This is a genomic window from Kitasatospora purpeofusca (assembly GCF_036010405.1).
GTDB classification, from domain to species: Bacteria; Actinomycetota; Actinomycetes; order Streptomycetales; family Streptomycetaceae; genus Kitasatospora; species Kitasatospora purpeofusca.
Genome location: NZ_CP108561.1, coordinates 3,930,596 through 3,942,666 on the forward strand (window position 1 = coordinate 3,930,596; position 12,071 = coordinate 3,942,666).

General features: G+C 73.2%; 11 protein-coding genes. 3 read left to right on the plus strand and 8 right to left on the minus strand.

The window, feature by feature from the left end:
• Positions 1-151 precede the first annotated feature (151 nt).
• Positions 152-2,170 carry a serine/threonine-protein kinase gene (locus OG715_RS17250; protein ID WP_266269681.1) on the minus strand — a complete coding sequence of 673 codons (2,019 nt, stop codon included), beginning with the start codon at positions 2,168-2,170 and terminating at the stop codon, positions 152-154.
• A gap of 428 nt (positions 2,171-2,598) precedes the next feature.
• Between OG715_RS17250 and OG715_RS17255 the strand changes: the two genes are divergently transcribed.
• A complete protein-coding gene (locus tag OG715_RS17255) occupies positions 2,599-5,412 on the plus strand; it encodes an FtsK/SpoIIIE domain-containing protein (protein WP_266269682.1) in 2,814 nt (937 codons plus the stop codon).
• Between the two features lie 65 nt (positions 5,413-5,477).
• Here the strand turns inward: OG715_RS17255 and OG715_RS17260 are convergent, their stop codons facing one another.
• Both OG715_RS17260 and OG715_RS17265 read right to left on the minus strand, forming a co-directional pair.
• Complete coding sequence (locus OG715_RS17260; protein WP_266269684.1) at positions 5,478-5,699, minus strand: DUF397 domain-containing protein; 222 nt, start codon at positions 5,697-5,699, stop codon at positions 5,478-5,480.
• A 17-nt stretch (positions 5,700-5,716) separates the two neighbouring features.
• Positions 5,717-6,532, minus strand: coding sequence for a helix-turn-helix domain-containing protein (locus OG715_RS17265; protein ID WP_266269685.1), 816 nt, complete (start codon positions 6,530-6,532; stop codon positions 5,717-5,719).
• A 270-nt stretch (positions 6,533-6,802) separates the two neighbouring features.
• Between OG715_RS17265 and OG715_RS17270 the strand changes: the two genes are divergently transcribed.
• Positions 6,803-7,240, plus strand: coding sequence for an ATP-binding protein (locus tag OG715_RS17270; RefSeq protein WP_266269686.1), 438 nt, complete (start codon positions 6,803-6,805; stop codon positions 7,238-7,240).
• A 174-nt stretch (positions 7,241-7,414) separates the two neighbouring features.
• Positions 7,415-8,371: a helix-turn-helix domain-containing protein gene (locus OG715_RS17275; protein ID WP_266269687.1), complete on the plus strand. Its 957-nt coding sequence runs from the start codon at positions 7,415-7,417 to the stop codon at positions 8,369-8,371.
• Positions 8,372-8,555: 184 nt separating this feature from the next.
• Here the strand turns inward: OG715_RS17275 and OG715_RS17280 are convergent, their stop codons facing one another.
• From OG715_RS17280 to OG715_RS17300, 5 genes are all read right to left on the minus strand, one after another.
• Positions 8,556-8,861 (minus strand): XRE family transcriptional regulator, encoded by a 306-nt coding sequence (locus OG715_RS17280; protein WP_043474747.1) that lies wholly within the window; start codon positions 8,859-8,861, stop codon positions 8,556-8,558.
• Positions 8,862-9,233 carry a type II toxin-antitoxin system RelE/ParE family toxin gene (locus tag OG715_RS17285; protein WP_266269688.1) on the minus strand — a complete coding sequence of 124 codons (372 nt, stop codon included), beginning with the start codon at positions 9,231-9,233 and terminating at the stop codon, positions 8,862-8,864. It lies immediately after the preceding gene.
• A gap of 113 nt (positions 9,234-9,346) precedes the next feature.
• Positions 9,347-10,426 carry a CU044_5270 family protein gene (locus tag OG715_RS17290; RefSeq protein ID WP_266269689.1) on the minus strand — a complete coding sequence of 360 codons (1,080 nt, stop codon included), beginning with the start codon at positions 10,424-10,426 and terminating at the stop codon, positions 9,347-9,349.
• The gene (locus OG715_RS17295; protein WP_030394290.1) at positions 10,423-11,052 is read right to left on the minus strand and encodes an RNA polymerase sigma factor; all 630 of its coding nucleotides are present in this window, start codon (positions 11,050-11,052) and stop codon (positions 10,423-10,425) included. Before OG715_RS17295 ends, OG715_RS17290 begins: the two co-directional genes overlap by 4 nt.
• A 53-nt stretch (positions 11,053-11,105) precedes the next feature.
• Positions 11,106-12,005, minus strand: a complete 900-nt coding sequence (locus OG715_RS17300; RefSeq protein ID WP_266269690.1) for a hypothetical protein — start codon at positions 12,003-12,005, stop codon at positions 11,106-11,108.
• Positions 12,006-12,071: the final 66 nt, after the last annotated feature.

Here is a 12,071-nt window from a genome sequence, read left to right on the forward strand (position 1 = left end):
CTACGCGCCCGGACACCCTCCGCGGGCCGCCCGGGGCCGCTCGGCGGGCGGGAAACGGCAAGAATTCCCGGGGATTGTCGACAAAACGTCAATTCCGCCGACCGGAGCCGGTGCCGGACCCCGGCGCCGCCCCGCCGTCACCGCGGCACCGTCATTTCTTCGAGTCGAAGACGTCGGTCACCCAGTCCTTCGCGCTGGTGAACCAGTCCTGGACGTTGGCCCAGTACTCGGGGAGCGGGGTGAAGTTCCAGAGCGCCACCGCGGCCACCGCCAGCACCAGCAGCACCATCAGGCAGCCCTTGAGGCAGCCCAGACCCGGGATGTACATCCGGTTGCGGCTGCGCGGGCGCGGCTCGTGGCGCGGCGTCTCGCGGGGCGCCTCGCGCGGCGGCTCGTCGCGGCGCTGCGGGGGCTCGCGGTGCTGCGGCGCGGGCGGCTCGGCCCGGCGCTGCGGAGCGGCGGGGGCCGCGGCCGCCCGGCGCGGGGCCGGCTGCGGGGGCGCGGGGGCCGGCGGCTGCTGCCCGTACGGCTGGCCCTGGCCCTGCTGCGAAGGCTGGTTGTAGCCGGCGGGCGGCTGCGGGCGTCCACCGCCGGGCGGCTGCCCGCCCGGCCCGCTCCGGTACGGCGGCGGGGCGACCGGCGGGCGCTGTGCGTAGCCGGGCGGGGCCTGGTGCTGGCCGCCGCCCTGGGGCGGCCGGCCCGGCTGCTGGCCCTGCTGCGGGTAGCCCTGGGGCTGCTGGCCGGGCTGCTGGCCCTGCTGCGGGTAGCCCTGCTGGTAGCCCTGCGGCGGTCGGTACCCCGGCTGCTGGGGGTGTCCCGGCTGCTGCTGGTAGCCCTGGTGGCCCTGCTGCTGGTGGCCCTGCCCGGCCTGGAAGGGCGGCGGGGCGACCGGCGGGGCCTCGAAGTCCTCGGGCTCGAAGTAGCCGATCTCGGTCTGCTGGTTGCGGTCCCGGGCGGCCCTCAGCTGGGACTGCCACGGGTGCGGCGCGTCGGCCTGCGGCGGACCGGGCGGGGGCGGCGGCACCGCGGCGGGCGGCATCACCCGGGTCGCGGCCGCGGGGTCGTACGGGGGCGGCTGGGTGCCCATCACCCGGGTGGCCGCCGCCGGGTCGTACCCCTGGGGCTGACCGGGGGCGGCCTGGCCGGCCGGGAGCACCTGAGTGCGGTCCTCGGCGCCGAACGGCGGACCGGCCGCGCCCGGACCGCCCAGCGGGCCCTGGCCCGCGGCGTCCGCGTTGCTCGGCACGACGGTCGGCTGCGGGTCGGGCACGAGCAGCGCGCCCACGGCCAGCGCCGCGTCCACCGCCGCCGGGGAGGCGTGCACGCCCACCCCCGCCGCGACCACCCGCAGCGCCCTGGAGAGCGAGACCGCGCCGGGCCGCTGCGCCGGGTCCTTGCGCAGGCAGCGCTCGATCACCGTCCAGAGCGGCTCGGGCATGGTGGACGGCCGCTGCGGCTCCTGGGCGAGGTGCGCCTGGAGGATCGCCAGCGGGTTGTCGCCCTGGAACGGCTGGCGTCCGGTGACCAGCTCGTACAGCATGATCCCGGCGCCGTAGACGTCCACCGCGGAGGTCTGCGGACGGCCCTCGGCGGACTCCGGCGCGACATAGGCGGGGGTGCCGACGAACTCGTGGCTGCGGGTGATGCCCGGGGAGTCGGCGAGCCGGGCGATGCCGAAGTCGGTCAGCATCGGGTGCATCTGCTCGGTGCCCTCGACGACGGCGGTGGCGAGCAGCACATTGGCCGGCTTGAGGTCGCGGTGGACGATGCCGTCGGCGTGGCTGGCGGCCAGCGCGTCGGCGACCTGGGCCATCAGCAGGGCGCCCGCGATCGGGCTGAACGGCCCGTTCTGGCGCAGGTAGCGGGACAGGTCGGGGCCGTCGACGAGGTCCATCACCAGGGCCAGCAGCTCGCCCTCGACGACCAGGTCGCGGACCTTGACGATGTTCGGGTGGGTGAGCCGCAGCAGCAGCGAGCGCTCGCGCAGGAACCGCATCACGACATCGGGGTCGGCGGCGAGCTCCTCGCGCAGGATCTTGATCGCCACCAACTGCCCGGGCGCGGTACCGGGGACTTCGACGTCGGCGCGGACCCGGCCGCGCCAGACGGTGCCGGTGGCCCCTCGTCCGAGGGTCTCCTCCAGCAGATACTTGCTCCCGACTGGCCGCACCTGTCGCACTCCTCGCCGTGCCGCCCGCGCGGGCGGCTCCTCCGCCGGTGCGGTGAGCCTGCCGGGCCCGTGTTTCCGGCCACTCTAACGGGGCTCGTTCACGTTTTTGGGGCGACCGGCAGGGCGTTCGCCCGGGTTGGGGGACATCCCCTACGGGAAGACCCGCAGGGCCCGCCGGCGGTTCCACCGGGGCCGCCGGGCCTGCCTTTCCGGGCACCGGTTGACCTGACTCTCCGTCGCCCGCAAACATGGCGATGATCGCAAGATCGTCAAATCCGGTACCGTGCGCGGACTGTCCGTGACGGATGGCAGGATGACACTCGCCACTCTTGTGGCCCAACCGGTGTCGCGGCCACCCCCCGCTCCCCCGCGGCGGCCCCGGGCAGCGGCACAACGGCGCCACACCAGTAGAAGGGACCGCGGGCGAGATGCAGATCCGGCTGACCGTCCTCCGACCGCGCAGCGGCCCGGCAGTCGCCGGCACCGCCATCCCCTACGTGGACGTGCTGGTCACCGCACCCGTGGGCACCGCGCTCGGCTCCCTCGCGGGGGCGCTCGCGGGCGCCGTCGGCGTGCGCGGGCCGCGGGCCGCCACCCATGTGCACCTCTACGCCGGGGCGCGCCGGGTGGACGAGCACACCCTGCTCGGCCACCCCCCGCTGCTCGACGGCGCCGTCCTCTCCCTCAACGAGCCGGACCCGACCGCCGACGACCCCGACGACACCCCCGCCGCCGCCGAACTCCGCGTCGTCGGCGGCCCCGACGCCGGCGGCGTGCACCGGCTGCACGGCCGGGAGATCCGGGTCGGCCGCTCCGGCGAGGCCGACGTCCCGGTCGACGACCCCGACGTCTCGCGGCTGCACCTCGCCCTGCACCTCGCCGAGGACGGCACGGTCACCGTCCGCGACCTCGGCTCCACCAACGGCACCACCGTGGACGGGCGGATCGTCCCGCCGGGAGCACCGGAGGAGGCCGTCCCGCTCGACGGCACCGGCCTGCTGCGGCTCGGCGAGACCACCCTGCGGGTGACCGTTCCCGACACCCGGGACGGCTCCGGTTCGCCCGCCCGCGCAGCGCTCCCCGACGGCCACGGCCACCTCCAGCTCGCCGCCCCCGCCCCGGCCCGGCCCGCCCCGCCGGTCACCGAGCCGCCCAGCGCGCCCGAGCAGCCCACCGGGCGCGGCCGGGGCCTGCTCTCGCTCCGGCTCGGCCGCTCCGCCGCCGAACCGCCCGAGGAGAGCGCCGAGCGCCACCACGCCGCCGTCCGCACCCGGCAGGCCGCCGCCCAGCGCGAGCGCTGGCCCGACCTCGCCACCCTGCTGCTCAACGCGCTCGGCCGCGGGCCCCGGCTCTGGGAGCGCGGCCCCGGCCACCCCGACGCGCTCACCCTGCGGCTCGGCACCGCCGACCGGCCCGGCGGCCCCGGCACCTCGCCCGGCACCGTGCTCCCCGCCGTCCCGGTCACCCTCGACCTGCAGACCGCCGGCAGCCTCGGCCTCAGCGGCCCGCGCGAGCGGCTGGACGCGCTGACCCGCGCCGTCGTCGCCCAGCTCGCGGCCCTGCACCCGCCGACCGGGCTCAGCCTGGTGGTGGTCGACGCCGACCCGGCGCGCACCCCGCAGGACCGCGTCGACACCTGGGCCTGGGCCCTGTGGCTGCCCCACCTGCGGCCCGTCGAGGGCCAGGACTGCCGACTGCTGCTCGGCCTCGACGACGAGCAGGCCGCCGCCCGGCTCACCGAGCTCACCACCCGGCTCAGCGGCCCGGTCGGCCTCGGCGGCCACCCCGCCACCGTGGTCGTGGTCGACGGCCGCCCGGCCGCCCCGGCCGCCCGGCAGGCCCTCGACCTGCTGCTGCGGCAGGGGCCGGCGGTCGGCATCTTCCCCGTCTGCCTCGCCGAGCAGCCCGAGCTGCTGCCGCGCGGCCTCGGCGCCACCGCGCTGATCACCGGCGAGGTCGGCACCCAGCTGTCGCTCGACCGCCCGGGCCCGGTCGCCCGCGGCCGGGAGACCCTGCACGAGATCTCCCTGGACGCCGTCTCCGACGCCTGGGCCGAGCGCCTCGCCCGGGTCCTCGCGCCACTGCGAGAGGCCACCCCGGCCAACCGGGGGCCGCTGCCGGACGCGCTGCGCCTGCTCGACCTGCTCCAGCTGGACACCGTCACCCCGGCCAAGCTCTCCGCCCGCTGGGACGCCCACGCCGGCGGCATCGGCGCCGCCACCGCGCTGCTCGGCACCACCCGCGACGAGCTGTGCGTGCTCGACCTCGCCGACCCCGAGCTCACCCTCCCCTCCCCCGACCCGGGCGGCCCGCACCTGCTGATCGGCGGCGCGCGCGGCTCCGGCAAGACCGAGCTGCTGCGCACCCTGATCGCCTCGCTCGCCGTCTCCGAGCGGCCCGAACGCCTCGCCGTCACCGTCGTCGAGGGCCGGGCCACCGAGGACGGGCTCGCCGGCTGCACCGAACTCCCGCACGTCACGGGCCTGGTGAACGCCGACGACGACCCGCGCGGCGCACTGCTCGCCGCCGAGGCGCTGGAGGACGAGCTCTCGATGCGGGAGCGGCTGTTCGACGGCCTGGACTTCGCCTCCTGGCACGCGGCCCGCATCCTCGACGGGGAGCCCGTACCGGTCCCCGCAACCGTCGGCGCCCCGTCGGCGGCGAGCACCCCGCGCATCATCCAGCCGCGCAGCCCCGAGGCCCCGGTCGCCCCGGCGGCGGGGGGTGCCGGGCCCTGCCCGCCCCGGCTGGTCGTCGTCGTCGACGACTACGACGCCCTCCTCGCCCCGACCTCCCCGGCCGGCCGGCCGCTCGCCCGGGCCCTGGCCGCCGTCGCCCGCCGCGGCGGGCCGCTCGGCATCCACCTCGCGGTGACCACCGGGCGCCCGGAGGAGACCACCGGCACCGAGGTCGACGACGCCGCGCTGCTGCGGATCGCGCTGCGGACGGACGATCCGGCCGACTCCGATCTGCTGATCCACCTCGGCGACGCCGCGGCCCTGCCGGATTCGACTCCGGGCCGCGGCTACCTGCGACTGCCAGACGGCGGCGTCACCGCGTTCCAGACCGCCCGTATCAGCGGCCGCATCCCGCGCACCGCCACCCTGCGACCCACCGTCGTCGCCGTAGACCCGCTCCAGCTCGGCGCCCCACCGGCGCGGCGCCCGGTTCGTGAGTTGGGCAACGGCCCCACCGACCTCGCCCTCCTCGCCAGCGCCCTCCAGCGCGCCGCGGCGCGCTGACTCTGGACGAAGTCGAAGGAAAGTCGGCCCGCGTCCTAGGACGCGGGCCGACCGAGAAAGAACGTTCAGCCTCCGACGCCGAACTCCCCCGCACGCACAGCGGTGACAAACGCTCCCCATGCCTCATAGGTGAAGACGAGAGAAGGCCCCAGCGGATCCTTGGAGTCACGCACGGGCAGCACCCCGGGAGCCCCATCGGCAACCTCGACGCAGTCCCCGGTCTCTCCACTGAACGTGCTCTTCCTCCAGTTCACGCGACTGAGATCGGGAACAGACACCTTCAGCACCTCCGCTTGATACCGAGCTACAACTCTCCTCCGACCCGGGCCAGTAGGTCGAGGCTCTCGGAGACGCTCAACGCACTCGACCGCAGCGAGTCGAACGTGAGCGTATAGGCAGACGTCTCCTCCTGCGTCTCCAGATAGAGCATGCCTGCCCGATGCTCCAGACACACGACATCGGAGAAGGCCGAAGTCGGGAAGCTGAAGAGCACGAACGAGCCCATGATTCCCGCATGAGCACCCGCGCTGAACGGAAGCACCTGCAACTCGATGTTCGGGCGGTCACTCACCTGCCGCAGGTGCTCCAACTGTGACCGCATGACCCCCACTCCGCCTACTTGTCCACGAAGTGCGGCCTCTCCCAGGATCACGCTGAGCCTGGACGACTCAGCGTGATCCAGAAACCTCTGCCGTTGCAGGCGCACCGCCACCAGCTCATCGATCCGCTGCGGCGGGATGTCAAATGGTGAAGCCTCGTAGATCGCGCGCGCATAGTCCGCCGTCTGCAACAGGCCCGCCACCATCATCGGTTGGAACGAGCGGATGTGGCTGGCGCTCTCCTCGTAGTCGATGTAGTCGACATACGAGGGTGGGGAGATGTCGAACTGCTGCGCCCAACCTCGCTCCGAGCCCTTCCGGTTGAGCGCGACGACCTCCTCCACATACACGGGGTCGTCCACGCCGTAGAACGTCAGCAGATCACGCAACTCGCTGCTGGAGATCGGCAGCCAGGCATTCTCCATACGGCTGATCTTCGAACGATGGCAGTCGATCCGCTTCGCCGCCTCGTCGGGCGTTCGGTCTGCCGCTTCCCGATGACGAATGAGCAGGCTCGCCACGCGACGGCGTCGAACTGATGGGCGTAACTGGGACAAGTGATCAACTCCCCGACTCCACAGGTGGAATGGCCTCAGGGTACCTATTTACCAAGATCGGAAATTGTTCTTCGAAGAACAGTTGCGAAGATTCCGACTCCGGGCGCATGCTACCCAAAGTGGCTCACCTGTCCACGCTGAGTGATGACCACTCGGGCATTCCTGTGCCCATCACCCTCCACCGGGCTGCCAGTTCGCCCGGACACCCCCCAACCCACCGGAGGCGGCTCCCCCATGCCCGGAACCGACAGGCCCACCGACCCGAATTCCGCGCGCAACGCCTGGCTCCCCCGCTCCCGCAGATCGCCGCAGCTCGCGCGGCGGATGCTGCGCGAGCTGCTCGACACCGTGCCGGGCGGCCAGGACTTCCTGGAGGTCGGCGAATTGCTCACCTCGGAGCTGGTCGGCAATGCCGTGCTGCACTCGGGGATGCCCGGGCGGCTGATCCGGGTCTTCTTCGACGTCGACGACACCCGCCTCCGCATCGAGGTCCACGACGCGAGCGAGTACCCGCCCGTCCCCCGGCAGCCGGCCGCGACCGACGGGTGCGGCCGCGGCCTGCTCCTCGTCGAAGCCCTCGCCCTCAAGTGGGGGCACTCCGCCCGCACCGAGGGGCCGGGCAAGGTCGTCCGGTGCGAGTGCGGGCCCTACCCGATCGGGGCCGCCACATGACCCCGATACCCAGGGGTGGGGCCGGGGGCAGCACCCCCGACCCCACCCTTCGCAGTTCGATCGCTTCACACGCTCCGTGGCGAATGTGCTACGTTCCGCATTATCAACAGAACATAGAAGACCCCGGCGGTGCAGCAACACCCCGGGGTCCGGCACCAGGAGCGACAACTCCAGATGCAGATTCATCGTAGCGCCCACACGCGCTCATTCACCGTGCTTCCCAACGGCCTGTTGCAGGACCGGCGGCTCAGCTTCACCGCCCGCGGACTCCTCGCCGATCTCCTCTCGCGCCCCGACGGGTGGCGCGAGGACGGCAGACACATGGCGGACACCAGCCCCCAGGGGCGCGGCACCGTCCGCCGGGCGCTCAAGGAACTCACCGACGCCGGGTACTACTGGGTCGTCCGCGTCCGGCGCCCCGACGGGACCATCCGCTCCGAGGCCCACGTCTTCGACCTCCCCCAGCTCGTGCCACCGGGTGTCGCCCGTCCGGTCGCCGGTGTACGGGGCACCGGCCGCCCTGACGCCCCTCCTGTAAAGAACCCGGAAGAAGTACCCACCCTCCCGGCCGAGTTGCCCGACGAGCAGACCCGGGCAGCCGTAGCAGCACTCTTCCGCGCCATCAGACCCGAACCGCGCCTGCGCCTCGGGCTCGCCGAGGCGCAGGCGCTCGCACCTCTCGTCCGCCAATGGCTCGAACACGGCAGTACGGCTACCGACCTGGCCCACGCCCTGCTGCCCGGCCTGCCCACCCAGCTGCACTCGCCGGTCGCACTCCTCCGCGACCGGCTCCGGCGCAAACTCCCGCCGCCGCGCGCCGGGGCCGCGCCTGCCACGTACTCCGAGTGCCCCCACTGCCACGACCCGGTCCGCCGCCCCGGGCCCTGCCGCTCATGCACCGCGGTCGTCCCGAGCGCCCCGGTCACCGCCGCCGTTGGCGCCACCCTCGCCCGCGCCGCCCTCCACCGAGGAGGAGATCCGGGCCACGGCACCCCCTTGACGGGCCATGTGCCCTCGGCAAGAGTGCGAACGGCAGGCAGGTGCGATGGAGCCGGACTTCGCGACAGCACTGCCCCGAAACGGCCGTGGGGCCCGCTTCCACCGGGCCCCACGGCTTTCATCGTGACGTGATCAGGCATTGGTCTGCTTCGGCTCGTCACCCGGCTTGTCGGTGATCGAGCGGCTCAGCACCGCCGTGTGGCCGACCACCGTGCCGGCCTTGCCGAGGAGCTCGTGGCTCTTCGGGTCGAAGAGCCACGAGGTCCGGACAGGGCTCGCACCGGCAAGCCGGGCGGGACCGTCACATACCTCCGCATTACTGAATGACGAGCTGGCGGTCGCCGAAATCGGCGACCAGGCGGAGCCTGCCTCCGAGCGCCTCCACGTAGGCGCGAATCGTCGCCAGAGCTGCGCCGTCGAGGTCGCCCTTCTCCAGCCGGGACACATTCGGCTGGGTCACGCCGATGATCTCGGCCACCTCGACCTGCGTCAGCGCCTGCTCCTTGCGGATCTCCGCGAGACGGTAGGCCCGCACTTCGGCATCGAGTTTGGCGCGGTGCGCCGCGACCCGGGCTTCGTCGGTGACAACCTCGGGCCGGACCTCTTTCCAGGACCTGGCCATCTACTTCTCGCCTTCCTTGAGCGCTCGGAGATGCTCGTCGAACCTGGCATCCGCGACAGGGATGTTCTCGTCGTACCACTGGTTCCAGGCGCCCGTCTTGTCGCCCGCCACCAAGAGGATTGCTTCACGGTCGGGATCGAACGCGAAGAGGATGCGGATCTCGACCGCACCACCGGCGCGAGGCCGGAGCTCCTTCATGTTGTGATGCCTCGACTTCTTGATCCGGTCGACAAGTGGTCGGCCCAACGTGGGTCCGTCGGCTTCGAGCTTGTCGATGGCCGCCGAGACTTGGTCCGCGACCTCCGGCTCATCCTCCACGAGCCGAACGAACCAGGCAACGACCTCTTCATGTAACGAGACTTCCCATGCCACGGGCCAACTATGCGCCTCAAGTTATATTCGTTGCAAGTTATATCCTTGCTGCGGCCCCGAAACGGCTGTGGGGCCCGCTTCCACCGGGCCCCACAGCTTCGTTCAGGACGTGATCAGGCGTTGTTCTGCTTCGGCTCGTCGCCCGGCTTGTCGGTGATCGAGCGGCTCAGCACCGCCGTGTGGCCGATCACCGTGCCGGCCTTGCCGAAGTCGCCGTCGGTGACGACGACCTCGCGCTCGCCGAGGAACTCGTGGCTCTTCGGGTCGAAGATCCACTCGGTCCGCACGCCGCTGTCCACGTGCGCCACGGCGACACCGTGGCGGCCCGAGGCGTCCGCCGAGTCCGCGACCGCGGTGACGCCGGGGATCTTGGCGGCGGCGCGGTAGAGGGCGGCGCTGACGGCCGGCGGGGCGATCTGCTCGCGCAGCAGGTCCCCGATGGTCCCGAACGCCTGCTGGTCAGGGGTGCGGCCCTGGCCCTTGGTCTCGGCGTAGATCTTCTTCAGCAGCGCGTCCGGGTCGGTCGGCAGACCGGCCAGGTAGTTGTAGGTCGGCGCGCCGATGCTCGGCTTCTTGGTCGGGTCGAGCCACAGCCCGCCGTCGGGGCGCGGTGCGGGGCGCTTGTCCCCTTCCTTCGCAGCGGCCTCGCCCTTGCCGAACTTGCCCTCCTCCTTCAGGACGCCCCACTGGCTGCCGTCCACCGACAGCCAGATCTGGCGGCGGTGCGGCGCGTCGATCTTCGTCTCGCCGTTCGCGTTGGAACCCGCGAAGGACACCAGGCTGTCGATGTAGGCGAACTGGTTCTTGCCGGGCTTCGGGTCGGGCTTGCCGGCCGCGGTGTCGGCGGCCTGGGTCAGCAGCTGGACGGCGGCGACCGGGGCGACGTTCAGCGTGGTGCTGCCGCTCTCGGCCGGCTGCTCGCCCTGGACCTGCCCGCTCTGCTGCTGGGCCAGCGGGGCCTTGGAGGCCGCGCCGTCACTGCCGCCCGGCAGGACCATCGCCAGGGCCAGACCGCCCGCCAGGGCCGGAATCGCCACCCAGCCGAACTTGCCCCGCCGGACCAGCGCGGGCTTCGTGTCCCGGATCTCACTCATCAGATGTCCCCTCAACAGCCGGTGGCGGTCTGAGGAGAGTTCGGGCCGCGCCGGCGGCGGCAACAGCCGGGCCAGCTCGGCACGCTCGTGCTCGTTCATCGGTTCGTCTCCCGTGTCGACCGGGCCGCATCGGTGCGGCCAACCCGTACCTGTCCGGGCTCGGGGCGGAGTTCCCGCCCTTTCTGCAGTTCTTCCTCGGCGAGCGCCCGGAGCTTGGTGCGGGCGCGCGAGAGCCGCGAACGCACCGTTCCGACCGGCACCCCGAGCGCCTCGGCGGCACTCGCGTAGTCGAGCCCGGCCCAGACGCAGAGGCCGAACACCTCCCGCTCCGCCTTCCGCAACCGCTCCAGGGCCCGCCGCGCGGCGGCCAGTTGGGCGCTGTCGTCAAGCCGCCCGACGAGTTCGTCGGCGAAGTCCGGCACCACGTCCCTGGGCGGCAGCCGCTCCATCGCGGCGCGGTGCCGCCGGGCCGCCCGGGTCGTGTTCCGCAGCACGTTGGCGGCGACCCCGAACAGCCAGGGGCGGACCGGCTCGTCGCTCTCGCGCAGCTTGTGGCGCAGCCGCCACGCCTCCAGGAAGGTCAGTTGGACGATGTCCTCCGCGACCGCCCAGTCCCCCGACACCCGCACCGCGTACCGGTACAGGTCGTCTGCCGACTGATCGAAAAGCTCCCCGAACGCCCATTGGTCCCCGTTCCGTATCCGTCCCCGCTGTGACAGCTCCACACCTCCACCTGTCCGCGGCAGTGTCGCGGTTCCGAAGCGGTTCCGGGAGCGGCTCAGGAGCAGTAGGTGTCGCGGTTGGCCAGGGCGAGGCCGGTCACCCGGTCGGCGTCGACGGTGAACTCGTACCGCCACCCCTGCTCGACCTGGCCGATCCCGGCCCACAGGGTGTACTTGCCGTCCTTGCCGAGCTGGAGCCCCTGGGCGTCGTAGGCCGCCTTGAGCTCCGCGACCGTGGAGCCGGCCCCGATGCCCTCCGCCGTGCGCGCACCGGCGGGGGCGACCAGTTCGCGCAGGCCCTCCAGGCCGAAGCCGGCCCGGCCGGTGGTGAGGAAGGCCAGGTCCCGGGCCTCGCGGGCCGCCTTCAGCTCGTCGAACACCTTCATCAGCTGCTCGTGCGCCTCCTGGCGGGCCTTCGACTTCTCCTGGAAGGCCGCCATCCGGTCGGTGAAGCTCTTGACGTCCTTCGCCGAGTAGCTGGCCGGAGGGGCCGGGAAGACCTCCGTCTCCTTCCTCGCCGCCTCGTTCCGGGCGTCGGCCTGGACGTACTTGGCCTGGAGCGCCTCCTCGGCGGCCATCCGGACCGGGTCCGGGGCCGGTCCGCCACGGTACGCGAAGTCGGTGCAGCCGTTGACCAGTGACACCGGGGCGGCCTCCAGGGCCCCGGCGGCCAGCGCGACCTCCTTGGTCATCCCGGGCTTGAGCCCGCGGTAGCCGAGGGCGGAGAACGGCTCCGGGGTCGCGGACGGCGTGGGGCTCGCGGTCGACGGCGCACCGGCCCGGCCCGCGACCGCCCCGGCGCCGTCGGCGCCCGCCCCGTTCGACCCGCAGGCCGCCGCTCCGGCGAGCAGCGCGGCCGCCAGTGCGGCTCCCGTCAGACGCCCCGGTCGCCCGATCCGTACGGCCCGCCCGACCTGCCCGGTCTCTCCGGTCCGCCCGGCCCATGACTTCGACACAGTGATCAATCCCCTCGTTCGGGGTCACCGTACCGAACGTGTGTGCACACGAAGCGGCGGGCCCGC